Here is a 25,989-nt window from a genome sequence, read left to right on the forward strand (position 1 = left end):
GTCCTATCTCGGCTACGGCGGGGAGGGTAGGGTCGCCGGCTGCCATGCTGGGGGTAGGAAGCTGATTAATACGCTGTTCCCATTCGCTAAAACGAACTATTTCCCCCTGAAACTTTCCCACAAACCAACTTACTAAGCTGAGGTCATCTAAAAAACCGACAACAGGAATAAAGTCCGGAATGAGGTCTACGGGTGAAAGAACGTAGAGAAGGACAGCAAGACCCGAAATAATAGTGCTATTATTTATGTCGCGATACTCGCCAGTAGCGTAGTTACGCACCAACCGTACCAAGGTGAGCGCAACGTCAAAAAGCTGCTTGAATTTATTGTCTTTGCTTTCTTCACTCGCCAATTTATCGGCCATTTCATTCAGAATAGTTATAATCTTGAATGGGCGACCTAATAATTTGGTAGCGCGATTAATAAATAAATTGAAAATAGCGTTCTTGGAAATTTTAAGGCCGCGTTGCGTAAGACTTGACATATAAAGCAGGGGAAACAATAGATATCCTGTTACGAATACGCTCAGGACTTGGTTCCCTACCCCCTTTGCAGGCTGGAAAGCCCGAATGCCTACCGCTCAAATAGCGGAGTAGTGCCACCCACCCAGTCTTTATTTTTATTGAAATCGACGCCAATCATTTCACCTCGGCTTAGCCGGGCCAGGCCCGCCAGCAGCGTGGGCTGCGGTGCCGAATGCGGCCAGATATAGAGGAGTCGGATTTCGCACTTAACCAAGCCGTCTGGTGCCTGAACGATAGGCTCATACGCGACTTTGCGTTGCAATAAATAGTTCTGCTTATCGGTAATCGCTTCTAAATCCTGCTGCGTAATATGCAGGCGCACACCCGCCCCGGCAAAGGAAAAAAGAGGCTTTAATACGTAGTTTTCCAAGTCCTGCGGGTACTCCTGCAAATCCTGTAAATAATAGCTGGCTGGTGCAAACTTGCTCCTCACCAGCGGCAAGGTGTATTTGCTGATTCTAAAAAACCAGTTGGGGTGGCCAACCCAAGTAACATCCACCTCATCAGTTAAGCTGAACGCAGGGTGCAGGTCGGGGTAGCGGGCTAATTCATCAAAAATAATGCGGTTGTAAATCCTTTTTATCTGGATTTCCCGGCCATCTTTCAGGTAATATAATTTTCGCCCTTTCTTTATGACATCGGGTAGCGACACGGCTGCTACCCCCCAGAATTTCTTCGTTAGCGCAAAATCAATGCGGGTTTTTTGCTGCTCTGGAAATAGCTCCAGTAGAATAACATTTTCCGGATTTTCATCACCCAAAAGAAGCTCCTTGAACTTGGCTAAATAGGCTGCTTCGTCCGCAACCCCCAGAAAGGGCGAAACCGATTCCGCAATGGGGAAACGCTGCTTGAAAACGCTGGGTAAATAAGCCTGAAAGGCATATAAGGACGGAAAGCCCTGCATCTCAATGAGCTGCGGCTCTAATTCACCCGTCTTATCGCGGCAAACGGCAAAATCAAACGTTAAAAATTCGGCGTGGGCGTCTTCATTTGGTACGCGCTGGGCCGCTGGAATAGCGCCCTCAGTTAATTCTTTGAAATCAGGTTTTTGGAGAACGTCAATTATGTCCTGGCCAGCTTTAATTAATTTATCACGCAACACAGCAGGGACGAAAATAGGCGTTTCGGCCACCCTGAAATCGAGCTGGTTGGGTAATTCCTGGTCGATAGCAGCGAGCATTTCCTGGTAGCGCGCTGGCGTAAAAGCAGCATTAAATAACTGGCGGGGCCCGGAAATCATAGTGACGAGGGAATAAAGAAATGGCGCGAATCACAGTGATTCGCGCCAATCTACTGATTGTAAAAAACGGTGTGGTAGAATTAAGCGAGGGCCGGCTCACGTAACGCCGCTACTGCCTGCCGCAGAAAGGTCGGGACAATAATCGATTCCGTCAACTCAATGGTGGTAGGGTCGGCCAGCAGGCGCACCATTTCGTGGTATTTATCCTCGCCGTAAGTGGTGATTACCTGTTGCTTACGCTCTTCGGTGAGCATGTAGCGCAACATGCCTTCGCCGTCGGCTTCGGGGTGGAATTGTGTGCCGAGTATTTCGGGAGAAAACCGGAGTGCCATAATAGCCCTGGACAGTGGCACGTGGGGCCGTTCTTTTTCCAGGCACAGCACGGCTATGTTTAGCTCTTGCAGGCGCTCGGAGTGCAAGTCAACTAGCTGATAATCGCGCGAATCGACGGCGAAAAAGGGCTCCGGTAGTTGGGCAAATACTGGGTCTGCCTGGCCCGCAGCCGTTAGGTGTACTGGCAGCACACCGAAAGAAGTGGACTTCCGCTTGCCCACTTCTCCCAGGCCTAAGTGGCGACTAATTAACTGAAAGGAATGGCAAATTAGCAGTAGGTATTTCTTGCGCTCGTTATGCGCATTAAAATCAAAAACAGCGTCAAGAAAATCAAAATAAAAAGGCTCCCAGGGCTCGCCGGTGGGTAGGGGGCTGCCTGGGCCGCCACTGGAAATATAGATATCGTAGGTGAGGTCCGGGACTTCGTTTTTAGCCCGCACATCGAAGGTGTCAATTAAAAAATCGACCTGATTATCCTGGCCGGCCCGGCGCAAAAGCTGTCGGATGCATCGCATTCCCTCATTAGGGAAATTATTATACATGTCCAGAATAGCAATTCTTACTTTACTCATAGCAAAATACTGATAGGGTAATAGTTACCCGTGAAGCGATTGTAAAAATACAAATAAATTAGTTGGATAATTCCTTAGAGCCCGTGCGTAGTTTCCTTGAGGATGTAGTCAACGACCTTGGTTAAATCACCGGTTTGGTGAAATACGGCGAGCTGGCGGTCGGCTCCGGTACCCATTTCAAGCATTTTCAGCACGTATTCGACTTCGTGGCGACTGCCCAGGTCATCCACCACGTCGTCCACAAAATCCAGTAATTCGAGGATTAGCTGCCGGGTAGGCTTTTCTTCTTCGGTTCCAAAGTCAATTAACTGGCCACTAATTCCATAGCGGGCGGCTCGCCATTTGTTTTCCTTAATGAGCGAGCTGCGATAGAGCCGGAAATTCAGGTTCTGGCACTTGAGCTTATAAATTTTAGCTACTAACGCCTGCATAACCGCCGCTACCGCAATGGTTTCGTCGGGGCGCATCATCATATCGCAGATGCGGTATTCGATGGTGTCGAAAAATGGGTGTAGCCGCAGGTCCCACCATATTTTCTTGCCGTTATCGATGCAGCCAGTTTTAATCAGCAGCGCGATAAACTCGTCGTATTCCGAGGCGCCGGTGAAATAATCAGGAATACCCGTGCGAGGAAATCGTTCAAAAACCTTGGTTCTGAATGATTTGTAGCCAGTTTCGCGGCCCTCCCAGAAAGGGGAGTTGGTACTTAGCGCAAACAGGTGGGGTAGGAAATACCGCAGCGCGTTCATCATATACACGCCCAAATCGCGGTTTTCGATGCCGACGTGCACGTGCATGCCGAAAACCAGGTTCGAACGGGCGGCCTCCTGCAATTCCTCCACGATTTTATCGTAGCGGGCATCGGGCGTGATGGGCTGGTCTTGCCAGCGCGAAAACGGGTGCGTGCCGGCGGCGGCTATTTTCAGGCCTACCCGGTCGGCCAACTCGATTACCTGGCGGCGCAGGTGCACCACTTCCTGGCGCGCCTCCTGAATATTCTTACAGATGTTGGTGCCAACCTCCACCACTGCCTCGTGCATTTCGGCTTTTACCTGCTCATGCAGGGTTATTTTGCCATCCTCCACAATTTTCGACATGTGCGAGCGCAGCTCTCGCGTGACGGGGTCGATAGTTTGAAATTCTTCCTCGATGCCGAGGGTAAAAACTGGCTGGGACATGGGGCGGATATGACGCGTAATATTCGAAGAAAAGGGTAGCTCCCAACCAGTGAGCCAGAGTGCCAACGGCACCAAGCCAGTACGGATAACCCGCTGCCGGCTTGGTGCGACGGGGCAGTTTATTCTTTGGGTTTAGGAGCCGATTTCTTGGGTTTGGCCGGCGCCTTGGGGGTAGGGGTGGCCCCGGTGATGGGCTCAGGCTTGGGGCCAGCGGCTTTTTTAGCGGGGGCTTTCTTGGTAGGCTTAGGCGGATTGGCGCCTAAATCGTTGGTTTCGTGCACCGCATCGCCCATCTCCACCGAGCTGGGAACATTGGTCGAGAGGGCCGAGTGGCGAGCCGATTTCTGCACGTACGAGCCCCAGGTGAGGTTGTCGTGGCCGGGCTTCTGGGCCTGGGCGCGGGCAATGGCCAGGTTGGCGGCGTGCTCCACTACCCACTCAAAATTCTCGGGGCCTACCGAATTAATATCCGCATCGGGTGCGGGGTTGCCGAAGTCGATGGCGATTGGAATACCATCGCGCACCGCAAATTCTACCGTGTTGAAGTCGTAGCCTAGGCCCTGGCACAGGCGCAGCACGTAGTCCTTAATGGTAGCGAGCAGCTTTTCGCCAGCTTCGCCCTGCGTTTTCATCTCCGTTTTGTAGCGCTCGTGGAAGGCGTTGCGCGGCTCGTAGGGCATGATGAGCACGTCTTTGCCGCCCAGGCAGTAGCAGCGGAAGTAATCGGTGAAGTCGATGGCTTCCTGATAGAGCATTACCAACTGGCTGGTTTCGTCGTAGGCGCGCCAGGCTTCATCAGGGTTGTCCACCTTGTACACGCTTTTCCAGCCGCCGCCCGAGTGGGGCTTCATAAAGGCGGGGAAGCCGATTTTCTCAAACGCCTGCTGCCAATTGAACATCGACAGGTTGCGAAACGAGTTTTCGTTGGTGTCGTCGGGGCGGGCTTTGCTGGGTAGCAGCAGCGTTTTGGGCACCGGTACGCCCAGTTGCACGGCTAGGGCATTGTTGAAGAATTTCTCGTCGGCACTCCACCAGAAGGGGTTGTTAATCACGGCCGTGCCGGTGAGGGCGGCGTTCTTGAGGTAGGCGCGGTAGAAGGGCACGTCCTGCGAGATGCGGTCGATGATGACGGCGTAGTCGGTAGCGACGGCCTGCTCAACTTCTTGAATATTAACAAACTCAGCCGTAATGCCATCTACGGCCTTTTGGTTGACGCGGTCTACAAAGGCCTGGGGGAAAGAATTTTCCTGGCCGAACAAGATGCCGATTTTTTTCATGGTGTTGGGAAAAACGTGTATTCTAAGGGATTGGAGAGGGGGTAGGAGGAGCGCAGGCGCTGAAGCTTTTACGGGAGTAGCTGCCTAAAAGATGGTCGAGACGTACTCCGGGAACATATCGCGCCACACGGGCCAGTCGTGGGTGCCGTTGGGCCGCACGTCGAGCCGGTGCGCAATACCCTTACGCGCCAATATATCGGACATGCGGTAGTTGGCGTCTTTGCAGAAGTCGTGCTCGGCCGTGCCCAAGATGATATTCATCTTGTAGAAGTTATCGTTCTGGGCATTAGGCATGTAGTCGGGCGGGTTCTGGTAGTAGGCCTGCTCGTCGTAGTGCCCATCCAGAAACATGCGAATGTCGAAGGCCGCGCCCATCGAAAACATGTGCGCCACCTGCTCGGGGTGCCGGAAGGCGAAGTTAAGGGCCTGGTAACCACCGAGTGAGCAGCCGGCTACCCCCACCTTTTCGACCTGGCACTCGTGCTGCAGGCGCGGCACCAGCTCCTCGCTCACCATGCGGTCGTAGAGGCCGTGGTTGTGCACGCGGGTGCCGGGGTGCAGGTGCTTGGCATACCAGCTCCACTTGTCGCCGCTATCAATGCAGATGAGCTTGAGGAGGCGGTTGTCAATAAACCAGCGCACCGAGTCTACCAGGTGAAAGTCTTTGGCCTCGTAGTAGCGGCCGTTGGAAGTTGGAAAAACAATGACGGGGTAGCCATAATCACCGAGCACCAGCATTTCGAGGTCGGTGCCCAGGTTGTGGGAATAGAAGCGACGGTATTCTTCGTGCAAGAGATAGGGCCCGGCAAGGAAGGCGTGCGCGCCGGAACCGGCCGCAAACTAAGCAAGAAAACTGAACGGCCTAATGTCTTTAAAATGAAGCGGCACGTGTTTATTTGCGAGGAAATGGCAGTTTTCCGGTTTCAGTCGCCGCGCGGGTCCACCGTGGTTGTGCGGCGCGATGAGTATTTATTTTCGGTGGCGCTCGGCCGGGTAGTGCGCCTCGACGTGGTGCTGCCGCCGGGCTTTTCGGCCCGGGCGGCCGAGCCCTACCCCGTGCTGTACCTGCAAGATGGCCAGGACCTGGCGCGCCTGCACCTGCCGGCTACGCTCAACCGGCTGTACCGGCGGGGCGACGTGCGGCCGTTTGTGCTGGTGGCCATCCACGCCGCCGACCGCCTGCAGGAATACGGCGTGGCCGCCCGCCCCGACTACCTGGGCCGCGGCAGCCGCGCCGGCCGCTACACTGATTTCATGCTCAACGAGTTATTGCCCTACGTACAGGCGCACTACCACGCCAGCGCCGAGCCCGAGGAGGCCGCGCTGGCCGGCATGTCGCTGGGGGGGCTCATGGCCTTTGACCTGGCCTGGCACCACCCCGAAGCCTTTTTGCAGGTGGGTGCGTTCAGCGGTGCGTTCTGGTGGCGGGGTAGGGGGCTGCACGATGGCTACACCGACGCCGACCGCCTGATGCACAGCCTGGTACTGGCCCGCCCGGCCCAGCTGGGGCAGCAATTCTGGCTGCAAGCCGGCACCGACGATGAAACTACCGACCGCAACAACAATGGTATTATTGATGCCATCGACGATACGCTCGACCTGCTGACTACGCTCGCCGCGCAGGGCCTACCCCCCGCCGCCGCGCGCTACGTGGAGGTGCCCGGCGGCCACCACCACCCCGATACCTGGGCGGCCATCTTCCCCGATTTTTTGCGCTGGGCCTTTGGTACTCAGGAGCTGGCAGCGCCCGCCGTGGCTGCCACCGAAAAGCTGCCCTTGCGCTGGCGCATAGGCAGCCGCCCGCTGCTGCGCCGCCCCCACGGAGCCGCCAAATTCAAGTTTAAGTATTTGCGGCGGTCGGCTACCTTTGCCGCTATGTCTGCTACCCCACCCATTACGTTGGCTCGCCCCGCTCCCGGTACTTATTTGCCTTATACACAAGCGTATATCGACCTGGTGCCGGACGGTTCCGAGCCCTTGGCGCAGCTACGCCAGCAGGCTGCCGAGATGCACCGCGAGCTGGTTGGCCTCAGCGAAGTCCAGGCCCTGATGCGCTACGCCCCCGGCAAGTGGACGCCCAAGGAAGTGCTGGTGCACCTCACCGATACCGAGCGTATTTTTACTTACCGCGCCCTACGCTTTGCCCGCGCCGATGCCCAGGAGCTACCCGGCTTCGACGAGAACGAGTTTGCTGCTAATAGTGAAGCTAATGACCGCTCAATAAGCGACTTATTAACGGAATATCATGCCGTGCGGGCGGCTACTCTGGCCTTTTTTGGGGGCCTCAACGGTGGGCAGCTCGACCGGGCAGGGCGCGCCAACGGCGGCGCCGTAGCGGTGCGGTCGCTGCTCTACCTTGTAGCGGGCCACGAGCAGCACCACCTGCGCATTTTGCGCGAGCGTTACTGGCCGGCCCTACCCCCCGCGTAGGCCTGAAAATTGCACAACATCAACTCAGAAAATCGCGTTAATCCGACGCATATTCTCATTTATTCCCTCCATTCCTAACCACTTTCACTCATGGCCAAAGCCCAAGATGCTCGTAAAGAGAAGAAAAAAGAGCCTGTTAAATCAACAAAAGAAAAGAAGGCCGACAAAGACGAGAAGAAAGCCGCCCGCGCCCGCAAGCAAGACTAGACCACTGATTAGCGCGGATTTTAGCGGATTCCACGGATTTTGTGGACGACTCCAGAACCTGCTCACGCAAGAAGAGCTGCCTGCAAGGGCAGCTCTTCTTTTTTTATAACCCCTTAATGAATCGTCCACAAAATCCGTGAAATCCGCGCTAATCAGTGGTCTAGAGAGTATAATACGGCTCCTTTTCCTTGTCGTGGTAGCGGAGGTAGCCGTGCAGCACCAGCTTAATGAGGGTGCGGTAGGCGCGGCGGTGGCCCACGTTGATGAGCTTGGTATACTGCGCCACCGTGATGCGTGGCTGCTTGGTGTTGAGGTAGTCGAGCACGTGCAGCTCGTCTTTGTTGAGGGGTAGTTTTTCGAGGCCAGCTTCGGGCTGCTGGCGCTCCAGAATTTTTTCGGTGAGGCTGCTGGCTTGCACGCTTTCGTCGCGCACACGCACGTAGCCGCGCCACTCACCGGGGGCTATCTGGGCCCGGTGCGGTTTGTTCTGGCTCTCGGCAACACTGACAACCAATACAATATGGTCGTCGTCCGTTTCTACTTCGCGAAAGTGCAGGGTAAGGGGCGGGTCGATGTAGTGCGCGGCGGCCTCGCGCAGCACAAACATTTCCTCCTCCGCATCGCGCACGCCCACCACGCGGCCGTCGTCGTCGACGCCCACCAGCACCTGGCCACCGTGCGTGTTGGCCAGCGACGACAACGTGCGCGAAATGCGGGTAGGGTGGGTGGTCCTTTTCTTGAATTCGAGCCGTTCGCCCTCGCCCTGGCTGATAAGTGCGCGTAAGTCCATTTTTTAAGCTGTTAGCTATCAGCTAGTAGCCGTTAGCTTTTTTCAAGGATACACATTACCGCCGCTAGCTCATTAACGCAGCCCGAAACGCAAATGTGCCGCTTCCCAATAGGAAAGCGGCACATCAAAAAGCTACTAGCTAACAGCCGGTAGCTAAAAGCTTACCTTAAAAAGGCAGGTCGTTGTCGTCGTCGCCGGCGATGGGCTGAGCCGTAGGCTGCGCACGCAGGGTAGGATTCTGGTTTTGGGCAGCCGGGCGGGCAGCGGGCTGCTGCTGGCTGTAAGATGCGCCACCGCCACCGGCGGGTGCGCCACCCGTGGCCGGCTCAATGCGCCAGGCTTCGAGGTTGGTGAAGTACAGCATCTGGCCGTTCTTGTTGAAGCCACGGCCGCGCAGGTTGAAGGTCACCTTCACCTCGTCGCCCATTTTGTAGGGGTCGATGAGGGCAGTTTTGTCCTGCACCAGCTGAAACTTGATTTGCTCAGGATATTGGCCATCCTGTACTTCGAGGACGAACTCGCGCTTGCGGAATTTTTCGCTTACCTGCTGTTCGTCAAAGATTTCGTGCAGGCGGCCGGTTACGTCGTATGCCATCGGAAAGGGGAAATTTGAAATGAAGAAAACTAGAGGCCAAACCTACGAAAAAAAACTGAAGAAAGCCGGCTTTGGGCGCCGCGCAGGGGGGTAGGGCGGCAATATTTATAGCGAGTTAGGTAAGATTAAGCTAAAAAAAGTAGCTAATATCCACGCGGCAAGTTTATGAGCCTTAGTAAATTGGTAGTTGGCCTCCAATTTTAAACCACTACTAAGGGCAGAAAGTGCCGTTCTTGCGGCAGAAACTTGCTTGATTAGTTAATTACAATATGTTCGCTCTTGCTTTGCACGGCGGTGCCGGCACCATTGCCCGCGCTACCCTTACCCCCGCTCTTGCAGCCGATTATCGGGCTGCGCTGCACGCTGCCCTGGCCTTGGGCACAGCCCTACTGGCCCAGGGCGCGCCGGCCCTCGACGCGGTAGAGGCCACCGTGCGCAGCCTCGAAGACTGCCCGCTCTTCAACGCTGGGCGTGGGGCCGTGTTTACCCACGAAGGCCACCACGAGATGGACGCCGCCCTCATGGACGGTGCTACCCGCCGGGCCGGGGCCGTGGCCGGCGTGCGCGCCGTGCAAAACCCCATTCGGGCCGCCCGCCTCGTAATGGAGCAAACCGAGCACGTATTGTTGGCCTACCCTGGCGCCGACGAGCTGGCCCGCGAGCACGGCCTGCCTATGCAGCCGCCCGCGTATTTCTTCACCCAGCAGCGCTACGACCAGCTCCAGGAGGCCATCGCGGCCGGCCGCATGCAGCTCGACCACGCCGCCAGCCCTACCCCCCCCGCCGACCCCAAATGGAAGAAAGGCACCGTGGGCGCCGTGGCCCGCGACCAGCGCGGCCACCTGGCCGCCGCTACCAGCACCGGCGGCATGACCAACAAGCGCTACGCCCGCATCGGCGATACGCCGCTCATCGGGGCCGGCACCTGGGCCGATGACCACTGCGCCATCAGCTGCACCGGGCACGGCGAGTATTTTATCCGGGCCGTGGTGGGCTACGACGTGGCCTGCCTCATGGCGTACAAAGGCCTGAGCCTGGCCGAGGCCTGCCGCGTGGTGGTGCACGACAAACTGGCCCCGGTGGGCGGCGAGGGCGGCCTCATCGCGGTAGATGCGGCTGGCAACCTGGCCCTACCCTTCAATTCGGAGGGCATGTACCGCGCCAGCCGCAACGCGGCCGGCGAAGAGCTGGTGGCTATTTATTAAGGAAGAGCTGGGCGCAGCAAAGGGGGTAGGGGCAACTATTGAAAGCGGGAAGTGGGCGCCGAAACCATTGCTGACTTCGGCGCCCACTTCCCGCTTTATTGTCGTAGAGGCGCAGCTAGCTGGCCGGCACGGCCGCTTCCTTGCTCACGTAAAACTTGCGCTCGGTCATGCAGTACACATTGCCTTTGGCCAGCACGTGCATCTTGATATTCTCGATAGACAGGGTAGTGCCTTTTTTGGCGGCGGCCGCATTGTTATGCACAATGTCGAAGCCATCGAGAATAATAACCAGGTTTGAGCCGATGGTTTCGACCAGGTGGCCGTCGGTGATGAGGATGCCCGTGTCTTCGCCCAGGCCGATGCCAATGAGCTTGGGGTAGAGCGCTACCGCCTCGATAAGCCGCCCAAAGCGCCCGCGCTTCACAAAGTGCGAGTCGATGATAGCCGCTGGCGACAGGTTGAGGCCGGTGCCCATCTTCACGGCACCCTTTAACAAGGCATCGGGCACCGAGCCGCCCCGAATCATGTGCTGCGACATGGCCATGGCGCCGGCGCTGGTGCCGGCAATCACGAAGTGCTCTTCGTTATAGTAACGGCGGGTGAGCGTATCGAGAAAATCGGTTTCGCCAAACATATCGCGCAGGCGCGATTGGTTGCCGCCCGAAAACATAACCACGTCGGCGGCCAGCAGGCGTGCCAGGTATTCGGGCTGCCGGGCATCCTCGGGCGTGCGAATATCCAGGATGCCCACGTTGTGGCAATTGAGCATGGCAAACGAGCCGATGTAAATCGGGCCCACTTCCTGCGGAATCATGGAGGCCGTGGTAACGACCTCAATGCGCGGGTCGGTTTTGCCCGACTCCGAAACAACGCGCTTGAGAATGCCCAGCTCGAAAAAATTCAGGTAGTACTGGCGCTTGCTGCGGACGGTGGGGTAGGTGCCTTTGTCCTCGTTGCCCCCAATGGCAATGAGCTTGCCGCGTGGAATAAGATTTTTCAACGGTAACCGATAGATGTTGTAAGAAGGCAAAAGTACGGCAGGATGAAAGGGCAGCCCGCCCTACCCCCCGGCCAGCAGCGCATCGAGCGTGCCTGTGGCCACCGAGTGGTAGTTGGGCCGCGCCAGCTGGTAGATGCGCTGGGCCCGTGCCCGGCCGCCGGGTGTGCCCAGCAGTGCCCGGTAAAGCGGCACCAAAAGCTTGCGCCGCCCCACGTGCCGCAAGAAGTTTTCGAGCGCCGCATCGGCCGGCGCGTAGCCCGCCCGCAGCGCCAGTGGAAACCAGGCCGCCAACAGCTCAGCATTGCCGGAGGCAGTAAAGTGAAACGCGGCGTCGAGCCGGGCTACGGCCTCGGCCGGCAGGGTAGGGGGTAGGCCGCGCAGAAAATGCTCCCATTCCTGGCTGCTCCACTCCTTAGTTATATAGTGCAGCTCGGCGGGCGGGGTGCCGGTGGCCAGCCGGGCTAGGACCGCATCTACGCCGGCCAGGCGGGCCGAGGTAGCGGTGGGCGCGCCGGGCGGCAGGCCGGGGCCATCGAGCCAGGCCGGCAGGTTGAGGTGCGCGGCTTCGGCGGGCGTGAGTAGTGCCTGGGTGAGGTAGGAAGCGAAGCGGTCGGTATCCATGCTCTGAAACGCAAACCGGGCGAAGTACTCCGTAATAAAGGCGTCGAGGCGGGGGCGGCCCACCAGGTGCTCCAGGGTCAGCAGCAATAGGCAGCCCTTCTCGTAGGCAATGTCGTTGAGGCCATCGTCGGGGTTGCGGCCCGCCAGGTGCAGGCGGGTGGCCGCGCTGGCCGGCCCCAGTTCCTGCAGGGTGTGGTGCAGGTCGGCTTCGCCCAGCACTTGCAGCATGTCGGCGTAGGGCCGGCCGTAGAGCTGCTCCATAATACGGCGCTCAAAGTAGACCGTGAAGCCTTCATTCAGCCAGAAATCATTCCAGGTTGCGTTTGTAACCAAGTTGCCGCTCCACGAGTGAGCCAGCTCGTGCGCCACCAGGCTAGTTAGGCTGCGGTCGCCGGCCAGGATATTAGGTGTTACAAATGTTAAACAAGGATTTTCCATGCCACCAAATGGAAAACTGCTTGGTAACACAAGTAAATCATAGCGCCCCCACCGGTAGTTTCCATACAATTGTTCGGCGGCCTGTACCATATGGTCCAACTCCCCAAACTCGTGGGTGGCGCGGGGTAGGGTTGCGGGCTCGGCGTAAATTCCGGTGCGCGTGCTGAGCGGAGCAAAGTCGAGGCGGCCCACGGCCAACGCCAATAGGTATGCCGGCACCGGCTGCAGCTGCCGGAAGTGGTAGTGCCCATCGGCGGCGGTGGCCTGCGGGTTCTCGGCGCTCATTAGGGCCAGTAGCTGCCCCCGCTCTTCGCCCAGAATTTCTACCCCGGCCTCGTAGCTGAAGCGCCGGCCCGGTGAGTCGGGGCAGGGCAGCCAGGTGCGCGCCAGAATAGCCTGCGACTGCGTGAACAGGAACGGGTACCGGCCAGCCGTTTGGGCCGGGGCCAGCCACTGCAGCGCCGCCGCCTGCGGGCTCGTGCGGTAGGCGATGCGCACGGCCGCCGTGCCCGCGGGCAGTGCAATGCGCAGCGCCTGGCCCAGCGTCGCGTCGGGCGTGCCCAGCGTGTGCGGTGCCTCAGGGCCGGTGCCCGCGGCATTTGCCCAGACCTGCTCAATAACCAGGTCGCGGGTATCGAGCACCAGCTCGGTGAACTCGGCCGATGGCGTGGCCAGCCGCCAGGTAGCCGAGCCCGCCAGGGTCTGGTTCGCGAAGTCTACCGCCAGTGCCAGCATGAGGTGAGCCAACGCCGGCCCTTGCGCGAAGCTGTGCGGGTCGAGGGTGAGAGAGGGGGTAGGGGCAGAAATAGGGGACATAAGTACAACGTGAAAATTCAGTAATACTGAAATACAAAATTCCTTTAGAATCAACTGGGTTTCTCAGCTTGGAAGCAGCAAGCCCGAATAGGCGGCCTTGGCGCTGGCTGATAAGTCCGCCTAGAAAGTACGCGACTTACCCCGCTTTAGTCCGGGCTTTTATATTACTTTTAGGAGCGGAATTTGCATTGATGTTCTTTGCCGGGAACAACCCGCCCGGCAGCTGCTCAGTAAAACGAGTATTTCCTAACATCAGCTTTGCGCGGTGCCGGGCACTGGCCAGTTATTGTCAGCCCACCCCGCACCCGCCATTTCCCTCTCCTAAATGCTTTTCAAGATTCGACTACACTTTCTCTCCTTTGCTCTGTTTGTGGGGCTGCTTGGCCTGCCTGGGCTGCTGGCCTCGTGCGGCAGCAAGGGCAGCCAAACCGAGCAGACCAACCCCAAAAACGATACGGTCGTTACCAACAATACCAGCGGCCCCGAGCCACGCCTCGACAGCGTTTTTGTCATTCGGGCCATGCAAGCCAACGCCCGCTTCAAGACGCAGGAGCGCTGGGCCCGCAAGTTTTACCGCGAGCGGCAGTTTCGGCTGGGCTGGTTCCGGCAGCATAAGCTCGTGCCGCAAGCCAATACCTTCCTGAGCGTAGTAGCTAAAGCGAAGGATGACGGCCTGGACCCTAAGCACTATGATACCAAGGAGATAACCGATATGCTAGCCGCGCTCAAAAGCGTGGACCAGGATACTGCGCGCCGTAATCAGCTAGAGCGCAAGCTCGATGTGGCGCTGTCGGGCAGCTACTTTGCCTGGGCTTCGGACTACTACCGGGGGGTAGCCAACCCCCGCGATACCAAGAACGACGCCTGGAAAGTCAAGCGCAATAAAATCAAGCTCGACCGGGCGCTGATGACCATTCTGCGGGAGCGCGAGAGCACCTACCCCTACTACGACTTCGCGCCGCTGCACCCCGAGTACGACCACCTCAAGAAGGCGCTGGCCCTGCTGCGCGCCCGGCAGGCGGCGGGTGGCTGGCCCACGCTACCGGGCACTGCCCACCTCAAACCCGGCGATAACCTGCCCGTGGTAGACCTGCTGCGCCAGCGCCTGCTGGGGGGCGAAGCTACCGGCCAAACCCCCGCCACGGTAGCCGCCACGGCCAAGCCCGTCAACAACATTACTACCCCCGCCAGCACCCTGTATGACCCCGCGCTGGTGGCGGCCGTCAAAAATTTTCAGCGCGACCTGGGCCTGTCGCCCACCGGCCTGGTAGTCGGCGAAACCCTGCGCCAGCTCAACGTGCCCATCCAGTCACGCATCAATCAGGTTATCCTGAACATGGAGCGCTGGCGCTGGCTGCCCAAGAAATTTGAGCCCGATTACCTTATCGTCAACATCCCCGAGTACCGCTTGAGGGTGTACGAGCAGGGCAAGGAAGCCCTTACCATGAAGGTCATTGTGGGCAAGACGCTCACCGCGACGCCCGTCTTTTCCGACAAGATGGAGTACGTGGTGCTGGCGCCTTACTGGAACGTGCCCTACAGCATTATCGACAAGGAGCTGCGCGCAAAGCTTGTGGCCAACCCCAGCTACCTCGACCGCCTCGACATGGAAGTGGTGAAGGGCTACGGCCGCAAAGCCACGGTCATCGACCCCACGACCATTGACTGGGCCGGCGTCACGCAGGACAACTTTAAGTACACGGTGCGCCGCCGCCCCGGCCCCAAAAATGACCTCGGCGACGTGAAGTTTATCTTCCCCAATTCGAACGATATCTATCTCCACGACACCCCCCACGACGAGCTATTTTCGCAAACCAAGCGCAGCTTCAGCCACGGCTGCGTGCGGGTAGAAGAGCCCATCAAGCTGGCAAACTACCTGCTGCGCAACAACCCAAATTGGGACCTGACCAGCATTCAGGACACTATCGCCGAGCACCGCGAAAAGTACATTACGCTCAAGGAAAAACTGCCGGTGTACCTGGTGTACCTCACCGCCTGGGCCGACGCCAATGGCCATGCCCACTTTCGTGATGACATCTACGGCCACGATAAATCGCTCGCTAAGGAGTACTTTGAGTAGCCTCCAGCCAGGGTAGCACGCCCTGGAAAATGCGATGCTAGCCACAAAAAAACTCCCTGCTACTATGAGTAGCAGGGAGTTTTTTTGTGGCTAGCATCGCTTGACGTCTGGGCAGGAAAACAAATGTATGCAGTACTGGTACGTTACATGTGTGTAAAATGTATGGGGAAAGGAGAGAGCATAAAATCTATTCTTAATCAATTGTAAATACCTCAAGAACACGTTGTAAATACTTTTGTAAACAAGCTAATTTTCATTAAGCGTCGCCAGCTATTCAATTTTGTTTCGCACATTTGTGAAGTAAACAGAATTATTATGATAACGCGCATTCGGCAGCTGCTGGACAGCAAAGAGCTTTCGCCTACCCAGTTTGCCGACCTTATTGGAGTTGGGCGGCCAGTGGTGAGCCACATTCTGAGTGAGCGCAACAAGCCCAGCTTGGACGTAGTGCAGCGCATTATTGGGGCCTTCCCCGAGATTTCGCTACCTTGGCTGCTCAGCGGCATCGGCAATATGCTGGATGAAGCTGCTGTAGCGGCTCCTACCCCCGGCACAACCAGCGAAAACGACTCCGCTGCCATCCCCGCTACGGAGCCCGAACCGGCTTTGCCACCTGCCCCAGCCGCTCCTACCCCCTCACCCGGGGCTGCCCCGCCCCTTGACCCACCCGCCAGCCCAGTTGAGGCCCCGCCCGTGGCTGCTGCCAGGCCCGTAGCGCCCGCCAAGCCGATAGTAGAGGTTGCCCCCAATGCCGTGCCGGCCCCTGTGCAGACCGAAGCGCCCCCGGCCAGGCCTTTTCGGGCCGCTCGCTTCGTGCCAGCGGCTACGGCCGTCCCTGCCCCTACGCCAGCAGCCATCCCTTTGCCAGCAGTGCTACCCCAACGTGAGCCCCTGCCATTGGCGCCTTCCGTGGAGGCTGCTGTAGCAGCTCTGGCTGCTTTCCCGGTTACAAAGGCGCCGGTAGCCAGCCTACCCCCCGCCAGTAGCCCGGTTGAAACCGCGGCACTTCCCTTTTTGCTGGAGCCTGGCAAAGCAATTCGGCGCATTGTTATTTTTTACCGGGATGGCTCTTTTGCCGATTATCAACCCGAGGAGTAACCCCTTTGCATCTTGTAAAATCCCGACCTCCGCTGCCAGGCGGTGCGTCGGGATTTTGGCTTTTGCGGGTAGGGCTAAGCTTAGCCCAGGGCTGCTGCTGGTGGCCGGGCAACTGCACCAGCTTCTGCCAAGCGGCCATGGATAAACCAGCCGGCCAGGCCCCTGAATGCTAGCTAAACCAAGTAGCGCTGCTAAAAACAAGGCAGGCACTAGTTACCTTCATAGCGGCAAGCGGCAAGCTAATAGCTTTTGCCACTGATTTTCTGATAAAGTGCAATTATGCTTTTAGATTGTAAGTGCACTTCGCGGTAGTTATCAGGCATTATATGCACAACGCCTTGCTATGTTGACTTAGTGAGTTTAATTAAAGATACAGCTAGTGGCAAAAAAAGCTTTTATAGAAAAAGTTTTGTCTCTCTTACAAGACTGTTTTTCAGGCACTAAAACTCGGGTTATTTAAGTTTATATAAAAGATAAATAGCCTTAATTCTCGCACCTGTAATTCTAGCTTAAGTACTACTTATGTAGTATCTGCTGTGTGCCGCGATGCTGGCTGGTGACTACTAAGTATATTGCCAGCGTGTCGTCTTGCAAAAAGCTAAAATACCCGCACTAACGTACTGCGCACTGCTACGAGTCCTTTGGGCTCATTTGGAGGGGTAGATTAGCCAGGTTTACTAAAAATCAGCACTGCTACGCGAAACTGGTCGGCCTAGCATAAAGTTTCTTTTAAATAGGGGGATGACCTAGTTGGGCAGAAGCACTTCAGGCATCTGCCAGTGGCTGGCTTCAAATGTAAATAAGCCTGTTATTGGAGTCGATGAGTTAGTGATAGAGGATAGGAATATGATAAGATGGGCTGGATGCGTAGTGAACGGGCGGGAATAGCAAAACCAGGGCCAATACAATAAAATATGCGACCGTCAGCTTTCAGCTATTGGCTGCCGGGCCTTACCTTCGCGGTATGAAAAGCTTGCGCACCTACTCCCTGCTGCTGGCCGCCAGCGCGGCCCTGTTTCTGACCGCTGCCTGCACCACGGCCCCCGACGCGGAGAAAGACCCCAAAGCGGATGCCGCATACAAGCGCGACCACCGAGCTGCTGGATACCGCGAGGCCCAGCGTAGCAACGTCAACTATTAGGCAGCGCTCGCGCTCGCTTAATCCCATACCATACAGACCAAAAAGCCCCGGCTACGCTCATTGCGTACCGGGGCTTTTTGTTGCTTTCGGTTAGAAGGAATCGACCTAGATTTCGGCCAGGGCAAATGCGGGCTCCAACTCGGCAGGCAGGGGTAGAGTAGCCACTAGCTGCTGCTCCAGAAGGTCGGCCCAGGAGCGCAGGTAGAGCACTACGTCGTCGCGCTGGTTGTGGCGCATAGCGTTGCGTCGCTCAAAGGGAATGGTGTGGCGCACGGCCGGGTCGCTAAGCTTTTCGAGGTGCGTGAGGTCCGCGCGCGAGAAGCCCAGGGCCAGCATTTCATCAATCGTTTGGTCGAAGGGCAGGCCACTGGTGGGGCAATAGTCCACAAGCTGGCGCTCCCAATCACCATAGCGCTGCAGGGCCTGGGTATGAATCTCGGCCTTGGTGAGGCGCGTGACCGTTTGGGCCAGGTGGCCGCAGTTGCAGCTGCCCATGTGGCCCCACTGGTAGGGCGCTTCGGTGGCCAGGCGGCGGGCGGTGTTGCGCAGGGCTTGAATGAGGGGTAGGGAAACGCGGGATGTCATACTAGTGAGCCACTAAGATGGCGTTAAAGTAATACCAGAGAGCTACCCTGAAAAGCCAGTCCGTGAGGTTTTTGTTTCCTTGTGGGTTAAAAAAAACGAATGCCCCGTGCCGTATAGCGCGGGGCATTCGAAAATATGATAGCTACGAAAAGCGAGCGCGTGCCGCGCCTTGCCGATGCTTAATTCGGCAACGAGCTATGCCCGGCGATTAGCTGGAGCGACGGCCGCCGCCCTCGCTACCCCCGCGCCCGGCCTGGAAGGGCCGGCTGCTGCGCTGGCCACCACCGGAAGCGGCCCGCTCACCGCCGCCCGACGACTGTGGCCGGCCCCCGCCGCGGTGCTCGCTGCGGCCCCCACCCGAGGTAGAACCGCTGGAGCGCGGCGCGCCGCTGCGGCCCTGGCCACTACCGCTGCCGCCACGCCCGTCGCGGGGTGGGCGGCCAGCCGGGCCCTTAGGACGCACAATGCGCTCATTACCCGTCAGTGAAACCGGGGCCACGCTGTTGGTGGTGAAAGGATGCTCCTTATCGATATCGAGTTGCTTGCGAATAAGCTTCTGAATATCTTGTAGATACGCGCGCTCTTCTTCCTCTACAAATGTAAACGCGGTACCGAACGCGCCGGCCCGGCCGGTGCGGCCGATGCGGTGCACATAGGTTTCGGGCTCGTTGGGTACTTCGTAGTTAATAACGTGGGTCAGCTCATCTACGTCGATGCCGCGGGCGGCAATGTCGGTAGCCACCAGCACGCGGGTGGTGCCAGCCTTGAAGTTGCTGAGGGCGCGCTGGCGGTGGTTCTGGCTCTTGTTGCCGTGGATGGCCTCGGCCGTAATCTGGGCCTTCTCCAGCGTTTCGGTCACCTTATTGGCGCCGTGCTTGGTGCGGGTAAACACGAGCACGCGCTTGATGGCGGGGTCCTTGAGCACATGGCGAAGCAGGGCCGGCTTGTCGTTTTTATCAACTAGGAATACCGACTGCGTTACCGTGTCGGCGGTGCTCGATACGGGCGTCACGGCCACCTGCACCGGGTTGGGGCGCAGGATGGTGGCCGAAAGCTCCTTAATCACGTTCGGCATGGTAGCCGAGAAGAACAAGCTCTGGCGACCGGCTGGCAGCTTGGGCAGAATGCGCTTGATGTCATGGATGAAGCCCATGTCGAGCATGCGGTCGGCCTCGTCGAGTACAAATACCTCGACGTGCTGCAAGTTCACGTAGCCCTGGTTCATAAGGTCGAGCAGGCGGCCGGGAGTAGCGACCAGTATTTCGACGCCGCGCTGCAACGCCTGCACCTGCGGGTTTTGGCCTACCCCTCCGAAAATGACGGTAGAGCGCAACTGGGGCAGGTGGCGGCCATAGGCCTTAAAGCTCTCACCAATCTGGATGGCCAGTTCGCGCGTTGGGGTCAGAATGAGGCAGCGCACGCGGCCTTTCGGGCCTTGAGCAGCCTTCTGGGTTTGGGCCGTCTGGTGCAGAATCTGGAGAATCGGCACCGAGAAGGCGGCCGTTTTGCCGGTGCCCGTCTGGGCCACGCCGAGCAAGTCGTGCCCTTCGAGCACCTGCGGAATGGCTTGCTGCTGAATGGGCGTGGGGGTGGTGTAGCCTTCCTCGCTCAGGGCGCGCAGGATGGGCTCAATCAGGTTGAGTTCGTTGAAAGTCATGGGGGTAGGAGCCACCCGCCCGGTGGGGAGTGGCCGGGGCGGAGGCCATCGGCTGCCCACGCGAATACAAGAAAATAAGAGGGATAAAGCCCCTGCCTGGCGCCAGAATGACGACGCGGCTGGCCGGTAGCCGTATATACACGGCCAGCAGCTGGTCCGATTGCCAGGCTGCCTTCGGCGGCAAAGGTACCGCTTAAAACCCTAACCCATGCAGATAGTTCACCGCGAGCGCGCTTACGACGGCCATTTTAAGCTCAACAAGCTCACTGTTAAAACCCAAGAAGGCCAAGAATTACTCCGCGAGCAGTTTGCCCCTGGCCACGCCGTGGCCGCCCTCGTCTTCGATACCCAGGCCCGGCAATACGTGCTCACCCGGCAGTTTCGCTTCGGGGCCGAGCGCGAATTACTCGAAATCGCGGCCGGTATGATTGACAAAAACGAAAGCCCCGAAACCGCCGTGCGCCGCGAAATTCACGAGGAGCTGGGCTACGAAATCGACCAGCTCATTCCTATTGTAACCATGTGGCCCTCGCCCGGCACCAGCGCCGAAACCATCGCCGTGTACTACGCCGAGGTGAGCCGCCAAACCGGCGCTGGTGGCGGCCTGGCCGCTGAAAACGAGCAAATCGAAATGGTGCGCCTGACCCGTGAGGAGCTTATTCAGGAAAAGCTTCAAGACGCCAAAACCCTGCTGGCCGTGCAGTGGACGCAATTGACTAAGTAGAAACTCTCTTGTCATTGCGAGCAAAGCGAAGCAATCGCACCAGAACGACGTGCATGTTTCGTTCTGGTGCGATTGCTTCGCTTTGCTCGCAATGACAAGAGAGGTAATTACTGCGGCGTGAGCTGGTACTCAAACTGCTGGCGTAGCCGGGTGTCCGTAATCACGAGCGTGAGCTGGCCCACGGTCGGGTCGAGCTTGATGAAAGGGATAAGCTGCTGATTTTGATATAAATCGCGGCCGTAGAAGCGGCCGGTGCCAGGCTTGGGCGTGGCGGTGAAGACCTCCTTGCCGTCCTTGGTGTGGGCCGCGAGCGTGAGCAGCGACGGGTCGGCGTTCTTCGGCCCCTGGCGGCGAATGTTGAGCACCAGGGCGCCGTTGGGGGGTAGGGCCTGCAGGCGGCGCTGAAAAGTAGAGTCGGCCCAGTTGTGAATCTTGCGCAACTCACTGATTTCAAACAACATTTCGGCCGGTGAGCGGTAGCAAACATGGGTGTAAGTCCCGGTAATATCGGCGTCTTCGTCAGTGTTTTTGGTAATATTGGCTACTACCGGGCACTCGGGGTTTTTCTGGGCAAACATATAGCGCTTGCGCGCCGGGCCATTGGGGCTTTGGGCATGCGCGGCCGCCGCGCTACCCAGCAGCAGGACCAATAAACCGGTGCGTAGCGTTGTAAGAAATTGCATTATTAAGAGAAATTGAATAAAGGTGATAAGAATAGGTATAGAACTGCTACAAAGTACGGCAAGCCGCGCCACATGCCGGGCATTAGTGGCGAAATTGACCACGCCAGCGCATAAGTTGACAAAAGTATAAGGCTGCGGTAACCCCGGCATAACACTCGGCGGCGAGCTTTGAGGTATGCTAAAACTCGCAGATTCCAAGCGCCTCCTATTGGACTGGCAGCCCTCGGGCGCGGGGCTGGCCTGGCTGCTGGCCCTGGGCTGGTGGCTGGTGCTGAGCTGGCCGTTGCGGCGCACCCTGCGCTCGGCCCTGGGCAGTGCGGTGGCGGGCCACCCTACCCCCGGCCCACCCACCAAGCCCCGGCGCCCCAAGAACCGCCCGCGCCCCGGCCTTTCGCACCTGGCCTACCCCTCCGCCGCATGAGCATGAGCGAGCCGGTGTTGGACCCGCTGCCCGCGCCGCGCCCGCGCAAAAAGCGCCGCCTGGCGGTGGCCGTGGTCAGCGATGTGCACCTGGGCACCTACGGCTGCCACGCGCCCGAGCTGTTGCGCTACCTCAAGAGCATCAAGCCTAAAATACTGGTGCTCAACGGAGATATTGTCGATATCTGGCAGTTTTCGAAAAACTACTGGCCGGCTTCGCACATGCGGGTGGTGCGCTACCTGGCCGGGCTGGCCGCCAAGGGCACCAAAATCTACTATCTCACTGGCAACCACGATGAGCTGCTGCGCAAGTTCGCGGGCCTCAAATTGGGTCATTTTCAGCTCGATAATAAGCTGGTGCTCGACCTGCCCCACGGCCGCACCTGGCTGTTTCACGGCGACGTATTCGACGTGACCATGCGGCACTCGCGCTGGCTGGCCAAGCTCGGCGGCCAGGGTTACGACCTGCTTATTTTGCTTAATCGCTTGGTAAACTTTCTATTGCAGAAAATTGGCCGGCCCAAAGTGGCGTTGTCGAAGGCCGTGAAAAACCGGGTGAAAAGCGCCGTGAGCCTGGTCAGCGACTTCGAGCAGACGGCCGCCAACATCGCCGCCGACAACGACTACCGCTACGTAGCTTGCGGCCACATTCACCAGCCCGAAATCAAAACGCTGGCTACCCCGCGCGGAGAAGTAACGTACTTAAATTCGGGCGATTGGGTCGAAAACCTCACGGCCCTCGAATACACCGACGCCGCCGGCTGGGCCCTCTACCGCTACGCCGACGACCCCCGCATGCAGCCCCAGCCCGGCGAAGCGCCCGACGCCCCCGATGCCGAGGAACTAGCCGCCGACGCTGGCCCCGCCGCGCTGCTGGAAGGGCTGCTGGCGGAGTTTAAGCTGAGATAATGTGTCACAACGTAAGCACAAGTGCCGTTTGTCATTGTGAGCGCAGCGCGGCAATCGCACTAGGACGATAGACGAACGACTGGCGTGGGCGTCGTTCAGGTGCGATTGCCGCGCTGCGCTCGCAATGACAAACGAAGTTGTAGTTTATCAATAACCAAACCATGCAGATTCTCTACGCCATCCAGGGCACGGGCAATGGCCACCTGATGCGCGCCCTCGACGTGGTGCCGCTGCTGCAGGCGCGCGTAGAAGCGCTGGGCGGGCAGCTCGACATCCTGGTGAGCGGCCCGCCGGCCGACCTACCCCTGCCGTTCGCGGTGAAGTACCGGGTAGGGGGCATGGGGTTTTTATTCGGCAAGAAGGGCGGCATCAACTTCGTGAAGACCTTCCGGCAGTTCAACTCGGCCGAGTTTGTGCACGACATTCGCCACCTGCCGGTGGAGAGTTACGATTTGGTTATCAACGACTTTGAGCCGGTATCGGCCTGGGCCTGCCGGCTGCGCCACCGCCCCTGCGTGGCCCTGAGCCACCAGAGCGCCGTGCTGCACCCGGCCGCGCCGCGCCCCGAGCAGGAAGACCCCGCCGGCCGGGCTGTGCTGCGTCACTACGCACCTAGTACGGCGCAGTATGGCTTTCATTTTCAGGCGTATGCGCCCGGTATCGCTACCCCCGTCATCCGGCGGCAAGTGCGCGAGCTGACGCCCACCGACGAGGGCCACTACACGGTGTACCTGCCGGCTTTTGATGAGAAAACACTCGTGGAGCGCCTGCGCTACCTCAGCCGCTCGGTGCAGTGGGAAGTGTTTTCGAAGCACAGCCAGCAGCCGGCCGACTACGGCAACGTGCGGGTGTGGCCCGTGAGCGGCGGCGACTTTCTGCAAAGCCTGGCCCGCGCCCACGGCGTGCTCTGCGGCGCCGGCTTCGAAACGCCCGCCGAGGCGCTGTACCTGGGTAAAAAGCTGCTCGTGGTACCCATGAAGCAGCAGTATGAGCAGCAGTGCAACGCCGCGGCCCTCGACAAGATGGGCGTGCCCGTGGTGCGCGGCCTCAAGGACAAGCACCTCGACCGCCTCGACGACTGGCTGCACCGCGGCCAGCCCGTGCCCGTACACTACCCCGACCGCACCGGCCAGGTGCTCGACCAGCTGCTGGCCGAGCAATTGGGCATAAAAATGGCCTGAACGAGGTAGCGGCGCGACACTTCGCGTCTCGTCGTTGTTTAGCCCGAGCCAGCTGCCAGCCGGCCAGTCAGCCGTTCAACCAAGCGGCGCGAGGAGTCGCGCCACCACACGTATAGTATATAGTAGTTTGATGTCCGATAATCTTATCCTCACTACCCAGCCCCCGCTGGTGCTGCCGCCGGCTTTCTACCCCGCTACCACGCCGGCCACGTATTCGCGGGCCGATTTCGGACCCGACTTTCACTGGGGTGCGGCCTGCGCGGCCTACCAGGTGGAGGGCGCCTGGCAGCAGCAGGGCAAGGGCCCGAGCATCTGGGACGAGTTTACGCGCCGGCCCAAGGCCATTGCGCGGGGCGAGCACGCGCGGGTGGGTACCGACTTTTTTACCCGCTACGAAGCCGATTTGGACCTGGCCCAGGGCCTGGGGCTGACTGATTTTCGCTTCTCGGCGGCCTGGGCGCGGGTGCTGCCCGAGGGCACCGGCACCGTGAACCGGCGCGGCCTCGACTTCTACGACCGCCTCGTGGATGCCTGCCTGGAGCGCGACCTGCGCCCCTGGCTCACGGTGTATCACTGGGACTTGCCGCTGGCCCTGCAGCAGCGCGGCGGCTGGACCAACCGCGCGGCGGTGGGCTGGCTGGCCGACTACGCCCAGGTGCTGGCCCGCCGCCTCGGCGACCGCGTGCAGCACTGGATGGTGCTCAATGAGCCGATGGTATTTGTGGGCGCCGGGCACCTGCTGGGCGTGCACGCGCCGGGGCGGCGCAGCTTGCCGGCGTTTCTGGCGGCGGCCCACCACGCCACGCTGGCCCAGGCCGAGGGGGGTAGGGCGTTGCGGGCGGCGCTGCCCGGCACGGCCCGCATCGGCACCACGTTTTCGTGCTCGTACGTGACGCCCGCCCGGCCGGGCCACGCGGCCAGCGAAGCCGCCGCGCGCCGCGTCGATGCCCTGCTCAACCGCTTTTTCGTGGAGCCCACGCTCGGCCTGGGCTACCCCACCGCCGAGCTGCCCACGCTGGGCTGGCTGCTGCGCCGCTACCACAAGCCCGGCGATGCCGAGCGCTTGAAATTTGACTTCGACTTCTGGGGCGTGCAGAATTATACCCGCGAGGTGGTGCGCGCCGCGCCGTGGCTGCCGCTGCTAGGTGCGGCCCTGGTGCCCGCCGCCAAGCGCGGCGTGCCCGCCACCGAAATGGGCTGGGAAGTTTTTCCCGAGTCGGTTTACCAAATGGTAAAGCAGTATGCCGCCTACCCCGGCGCGCCCGAGCTATTCATTACGGAGTCGGGCGCGGCTTTTGCCGACGAGCCGGCCGCCGGCCGCGTGCCCGACGCCGCCCGCCGGGCCTACTTCCAGGCGGCCATCGGGCAGGTGCTGCGCGCCCGCCGCGAGGGCATCCGCGTCAACGGGTATTTCCCGTGGAGCTTCACCGACAACTTTGAGTGGGCCGAGGGCTACCGCCCACGCTTCGGTATGGTGCACGTGGATTACGAAACCCAGGAACGCACCGTGAAGGATTCGGGGCTCTGGTTCGGCGAGTTTCTGGCCGGGGCCGAGGTGCGCGTGGGGTGACCCGTGAGGTTTGGCTACCGCGTCAGCAGCAGGTCGCGGCAGCTCATAAATTCCTCAATCAGGCGCTCGGGCTGCTGCTCGTCAAACTCCCCGAAGCCCAGCACGAAGGCGGGCGCGGGCTGCACGAAGCGGATGGCCTCGGTCACGGCCTTCAGGTAGGGCTGGAGGCGCGCGGCGTCGCCCTCGGCGGCGGCAAATTCGGCGTCCCAGCGCAGGGCGGCTGGGCCTTTGCGCACCAGAAAGGGCAGCACAAACGGGATATAGTGGCTGAAAACCGGGTTTTCGACGCTGGTCAGCCGGGTGTCGGGCCACACGTGAAACTCGGCGAACGAGGCCGGCGGGGCCACCACGTAGCGGGCCTGCTCATCGGTCATGGCCTCGAAGAGTGCCGCCCGGTCGGGCTGCGCATACAGCTGGGCGTAGGCCGTGTACCACACCGTGAGGCCCGCCTCGCTCACCAGCTGGTAGGGGTGCAACGAGCTGCTGAGGCTCACCCCGCCGTGGTTGCCGACGACGAGGCTATACAGCTGCCCGAACTTTTCGAGGTCCGTCGATTGCAGATAGGGATTGGGGCTGAGGCCGTAGAGGTAGAAGCTGGCAAACTCGGTGAGCGGCGGAATGGCGGGGGTAGGGGCAGGCATGGGCACGAAACGCGAAGGGGCAAAGCGCCCGCAAAGTTGACCCGCCGCCGCCGGATGGACGCGCCGCCCGCCCT

At 59.4% G+C, this 25,989-nt stretch carries 23 protein-coding genes and 1 pseudogene; 10 read left to right on the top strand and 14 right to left on the bottom strand.

What is annotated here, in order from left to right; translation table 11 throughout:
* Positions 1-130 precede the first annotated feature (130 nt).
* The 6 genes and pseudogenes from E4631_RS26570 to E4631_RS16810 all read right to left on the bottom strand — a co-directional run.
* A pseudogene (locus tag E4631_RS26570) lies at positions 131-220 on the bottom strand (YkvA family protein); the annotation flags it as partial.
* Between the two features lie 353 nt (positions 221-573).
* The gene (locus tag E4631_RS16790; RefSeq protein WP_133658003.1) at positions 574-1,764 is read right to left on the bottom strand and encodes a hypothetical protein; all 1,191 of its coding nucleotides are present in this window, start codon (positions 1,762-1,764) and stop codon (positions 574-576) included.
* Between the two features lie 80 nt (positions 1,765-1,844).
* The gene (locus E4631_RS16795; protein ID WP_133658004.1) at positions 1,845-2,669 is read right to left on the bottom strand and encodes a type 1 glutamine amidotransferase; all 825 of its coding nucleotides are present in this window, start codon (positions 2,667-2,669) and stop codon (positions 1,845-1,847) included.
* A gap of 74 nt (positions 2,670-2,743) precedes the next feature.
* On the bottom strand, positions 2,744-3,847 hold the full coding sequence (locus E4631_RS16800; RefSeq protein ID WP_133658005.1) for a carboxylate-amine ligase: 1,104 nt from the start codon (positions 3,845-3,847) through the stop codon (positions 2,744-2,746).
* Positions 3,848-3,966: 119 nt separating this feature from the next.
* On the bottom strand, positions 3,967-5,124 hold the full coding sequence (locus E4631_RS16805; RefSeq protein WP_240735003.1) for a hypothetical protein: 1,158 nt from the start codon (positions 5,122-5,124) through the stop codon (positions 3,967-3,969).
* Between the two features lie 84 nt (positions 5,125-5,208).
* Positions 5,209-5,916 carry an alpha/beta fold hydrolase gene (locus E4631_RS16810; RefSeq protein WP_133658006.1) on the bottom strand — a complete coding sequence of 236 codons (708 nt, stop codon included), beginning with the start codon at positions 5,914-5,916 and terminating at the stop codon, positions 5,209-5,211.
* Positions 5,917-6,030: 114 nt separating this feature from the next.
* On the opposite strand from E4631_RS16810, the gene E4631_RS26575 reads away from it, so the two are divergent.
* Positions 6,031-7,554 carry an alpha/beta hydrolase-fold protein gene (locus E4631_RS26575; RefSeq protein ID WP_240735005.1) on the top strand — a complete coding sequence of 508 codons (1,524 nt, stop codon included), beginning with the start codon at positions 6,031-6,033 and terminating at the stop codon, positions 7,552-7,554.
* Positions 7,555-7,921: 367 nt separating this feature from the next.
* Here E4631_RS26575 and E4631_RS16825 read toward each other — a convergent pair whose 3' ends face one another.
* Positions 7,922-8,551, bottom strand: coding sequence for a helix-turn-helix domain-containing protein (locus E4631_RS16825; protein ID WP_133658007.1), 630 nt, complete (start codon positions 8,549-8,551; stop codon positions 7,922-7,924).
* Between the two features lie 166 nt (positions 8,552-8,717).
* Positions 8,718-9,146 carry a DUF3127 domain-containing protein gene (locus tag E4631_RS16830; protein ID WP_133658008.1) on the bottom strand — a complete coding sequence of 143 codons (429 nt, stop codon included), beginning with the start codon at positions 9,144-9,146 and terminating at the stop codon, positions 8,718-8,720.
* A gap of 269 nt (positions 9,147-9,415) precedes the next feature.
* Between E4631_RS16830 and E4631_RS16835 the strand changes: the two genes are divergently transcribed.
* Positions 9,416-10,351, top strand: a complete 936-nt coding sequence (locus E4631_RS16835; protein ID WP_133658009.1) for an isoaspartyl peptidase/L-asparaginase family protein — start codon at positions 9,416-9,418, stop codon at positions 10,349-10,351.
* 115 nt (positions 10,352-10,466) lie between these two features.
* On the opposite strand, the gene E4631_RS16840 is transcribed toward E4631_RS16835, so the two are convergent.
* Both E4631_RS16840 and E4631_RS16845 read right to left on the bottom strand, forming a co-directional pair.
* The gene (locus E4631_RS16840; RefSeq protein ID WP_133658010.1) at positions 10,467-11,351 is read right to left on the bottom strand and encodes a cyanophycinase; all 885 of its coding nucleotides are present in this window, start codon (positions 11,349-11,351) and stop codon (positions 10,467-10,469) included.
* Positions 11,352-11,411: 60 nt separating this feature from the next.
* Complete coding sequence (locus tag E4631_RS16845) at positions 11,412-13,226, bottom strand: M1 family metallopeptidase (RefSeq protein WP_133658011.1); 1,815 nt, start codon at positions 13,224-13,226, stop codon at positions 11,412-11,414.
* 325 nt (positions 13,227-13,551) lie between these two features.
* Between E4631_RS16845 and E4631_RS16850 the strand changes: the two genes are divergently transcribed.
* The 3 genes from E4631_RS16850 (at position 13,552) to E4631_RS25970 (ending at position 17,545) form a co-directional block, all read left to right on the top strand.
* Positions 13,552-15,306, top strand: a complete 1,755-nt coding sequence (locus E4631_RS16850) for a murein L,D-transpeptidase (protein ID WP_133658012.1) — start codon at positions 13,552-13,554, stop codon at positions 15,304-15,306.
* 315 nt (positions 15,307-15,621) lie between these two features.
* Positions 15,622-16,404: a helix-turn-helix transcriptional regulator gene (locus E4631_RS26820; protein ID WP_133658013.1), complete on the top strand. Its 783-nt coding sequence runs from the start codon at positions 15,622-15,624 to the stop codon at positions 16,402-16,404.
* A 964-nt stretch (positions 16,405-17,368) separates the two neighbouring features.
* Positions 17,369-17,545, top strand: coding sequence for a hypothetical protein (locus E4631_RS25970; protein WP_166648117.1), 177 nt, complete (start codon positions 17,369-17,371; stop codon positions 17,543-17,545).
* Positions 17,546-17,650: 105 nt separating this feature from the next.
* Here the strand turns inward: E4631_RS25970 and E4631_RS16860 are convergent, their stop codons facing one another.
* Positions 17,651-18,130 (bottom strand): hypothetical protein, encoded by a 480-nt coding sequence (locus tag E4631_RS16860; RefSeq protein WP_133658014.1) that lies wholly within the window; start codon positions 18,128-18,130, stop codon positions 17,651-17,653.
* Positions 18,131-18,338: 208 nt separating this feature from the next.
* Positions 18,339-19,787: a DEAD/DEAH box helicase gene (locus tag E4631_RS16865; RefSeq protein WP_133658015.1), complete on the bottom strand. Its 1,449-nt coding sequence runs from the start codon at positions 19,785-19,787 to the stop codon at positions 18,339-18,341.
* Positions 19,788-19,995: 208 nt separating this feature from the next.
* Between E4631_RS16865 and E4631_RS16870 the strand changes: the two genes are divergently transcribed.
* Positions 19,996-20,511 (top strand): NUDIX domain-containing protein, encoded by a 516-nt coding sequence (locus tag E4631_RS16870; RefSeq protein WP_133658016.1) that lies wholly within the window; start codon positions 19,996-19,998, stop codon positions 20,509-20,511.
* A gap of 107 nt (positions 20,512-20,618) precedes the next feature.
* On the opposite strand, the gene E4631_RS16875 is transcribed toward E4631_RS16870, so the two are convergent.
* The gene (locus E4631_RS16875; RefSeq protein WP_133658017.1) at positions 20,619-21,194 is read right to left on the bottom strand and encodes a hypothetical protein; all 576 of its coding nucleotides are present in this window, start codon (positions 21,192-21,194) and stop codon (positions 20,619-20,621) included.
* Between the two features lie 175 nt (positions 21,195-21,369).
* Here E4631_RS16875 and E4631_RS16880 point away from each other — a divergent pair, with 175 nt between their 5' ends.
* The 4 genes from E4631_RS16880 (at position 21,370) to E4631_RS16895 (ending at position 25,274) form a co-directional block, all read left to right on the top strand.
* Complete coding sequence (locus E4631_RS16880; protein ID WP_133658018.1) at positions 21,370-21,615, top strand: hypothetical protein; 246 nt, start codon at positions 21,370-21,372, stop codon at positions 21,613-21,615.
* Positions 21,612-22,523: a UDP-2,3-diacylglucosamine diphosphatase gene (locus tag E4631_RS16885; RefSeq protein WP_240735007.1), complete on the top strand. Its 912-nt coding sequence runs from the start codon at positions 21,612-21,614 to the stop codon at positions 22,521-22,523. The genes E4631_RS16880 and E4631_RS16885 overlap by 4 nt, the downstream gene beginning before the upstream one ends.
* 161 nt (positions 22,524-22,684) lie before the next feature.
* Positions 22,685-23,704, top strand: coding sequence for a glycosyltransferase family protein (locus E4631_RS16890; RefSeq protein WP_133658019.1), 1,020 nt, complete (start codon positions 22,685-22,687; stop codon positions 23,702-23,704).
* 130 nt (positions 23,705-23,834) lie between these two features.
* On the top strand, positions 23,835-25,274 hold the full coding sequence (locus E4631_RS16895; RefSeq protein WP_133658020.1) for a GH1 family beta-glucosidase: 1,440 nt from the start codon (positions 23,835-23,837) through the stop codon (positions 25,272-25,274).
* 14 nt (positions 25,275-25,288) lie between these two features.
* Here E4631_RS16895 and E4631_RS16900 read toward each other — a convergent pair whose 3' ends face one another.
* Complete coding sequence (locus E4631_RS16900; protein WP_133658021.1) at positions 25,289-25,915, bottom strand: hypothetical protein; 627 nt, start codon at positions 25,913-25,915, stop codon at positions 25,289-25,291.
* Positions 25,916-25,989 lie beyond the last annotated feature (74 nt).

It is taken from the genome of Hymenobacter sp. UV11 (assembly GCF_004684095.1).
GTDB lineage: Bacteria > Bacteroidota > Bacteroidia > Cytophagales > Hymenobacteraceae > Hymenobacter.

What these genes read in the sequence shown, in the direction of transcription:
- E4631_RS16870 (WP_133658016.1), top strand. Translation starts at nt 19,996, where the DNA reads ATGCAGATAGTTCACCGCGAGCGCGCTTACGACGGCCATTTTAAGCTC.
- E4631_RS16890 (WP_133658019.1), top strand. Translation starts at nt 22,685, where the DNA reads ATGCAGATTCTCTACGCCATCCAGGGCACGGGCAATGGCCACCTGATG.
- E4631_RS16835 (WP_133658009.1), top strand. Translation starts at nt 9,416, where the DNA reads ATGTTCGCTCTTGCTTTGCACGGCGGTGCCGGCACCATTGCCCGCGCT.
- E4631_RS16805 (WP_240735003.1), bottom strand. Translation starts at nt 5,124, where the DNA reads ATGAAAAAAATCGGCATCTTGTTCGGCCAGGAAAATTCTTTCCCCCAG.
- E4631_RS25970 (WP_166648117.1), top strand. Translation starts at nt 17,369, where the DNA reads ATGAAAAGCTTGCGCACCTACTCCCTGCTGCTGGCCGCCAGCGCGGCC.
- E4631_RS16865 (WP_133658015.1), bottom strand. Translation starts at nt 19,787, where the DNA reads ATGACTTTCAACGAACTCAACCTGATTGAGCCCATCCTGCGCGCCCTG.
- E4631_RS16850 (WP_133658012.1), top strand. Translation starts at nt 13,552, where the DNA reads ATGCTTTTCAAGATTCGACTACACTTTCTCTCCTTTGCTCTGTTTGTG.
- E4631_RS16845 (WP_133658011.1), bottom strand. Translation starts at nt 13,226, where the DNA reads ATGTCCCCTATTTCTGCCCCTACCCCCTCTCTCACCCTCGACCCGCAC.
- E4631_RS16885 (WP_240735007.1), top strand. Translation starts at nt 21,612, where the DNA reads ATGAGCATGAGCGAGCCGGTGTTGGACCCGCTGCCCGCGCCGCGCCCG.
- E4631_RS16790 (WP_133658003.1), bottom strand. Translation starts at nt 1,764, where the DNA reads ATGATTTCCGGGCCCCGCCAGTTATTTAATGCTGCTTTTACGCCAGCG.
- E4631_RS16880 (WP_133658018.1), top strand. Translation starts at nt 21,370, where the DNA reads ATGCTAAAACTCGCAGATTCCAAGCGCCTCCTATTGGACTGGCAGCCC.
- E4631_RS26820 (WP_133658013.1), top strand. Translation starts at nt 15,622, where the DNA reads ATGATAACGCGCATTCGGCAGCTGCTGGACAGCAAAGAGCTTTCGCCT.
- E4631_RS16825 (WP_133658007.1), bottom strand. Translation starts at nt 8,551, where the DNA reads ATGGACTTACGCGCACTTATCAGCCAGGGCGAGGGCGAACGGCTCGAA.
- E4631_RS16860 (WP_133658014.1), bottom strand. Translation starts at nt 18,130, where the DNA reads ATGACATCCCGCGTTTCCCTACCCCTCATTCAAGCCCTGCGCAACACC.
- E4631_RS26575 (WP_240735005.1), top strand. Translation starts at nt 6,031, where the DNA reads ATGGCAGTTTTCCGGTTTCAGTCGCCGCGCGGGTCCACCGTGGTTGTG.
- E4631_RS16875 (WP_133658017.1), bottom strand. Translation starts at nt 21,194, where the DNA reads ATGCAATTTCTTACAACGCTACGCACCGGTTTATTGGTCCTGCTGCTG.
- E4631_RS16800 (WP_133658005.1), bottom strand. Translation starts at nt 3,847, where the DNA reads ATGTCCCAGCCAGTTTTTACCCTCGGCATCGAGGAAGAATTTCAAACT.
- E4631_RS16830 (WP_133658008.1), bottom strand. Translation starts at nt 9,146, where the DNA reads ATGGCATACGACGTAACCGGCCGCCTGCACGAAATCTTTGACGAACAG.
- E4631_RS16795 (WP_133658004.1), bottom strand. Translation starts at nt 2,669, where the DNA reads ATGAGTAAAGTAAGAATTGCTATTCTGGACATGTATAATAATTTCCCT.
- E4631_RS16900 (WP_133658021.1), bottom strand. Translation starts at nt 25,915, where the DNA reads ATGCCTGCCCCTACCCCCGCCATTCCGCCGCTCACCGAGTTTGCCAGC.
- E4631_RS16895 (WP_133658020.1), top strand. Translation starts at nt 23,835, where the DNA reads ATGTCCGATAATCTTATCCTCACTACCCAGCCCCCGCTGGTGCTGCCG.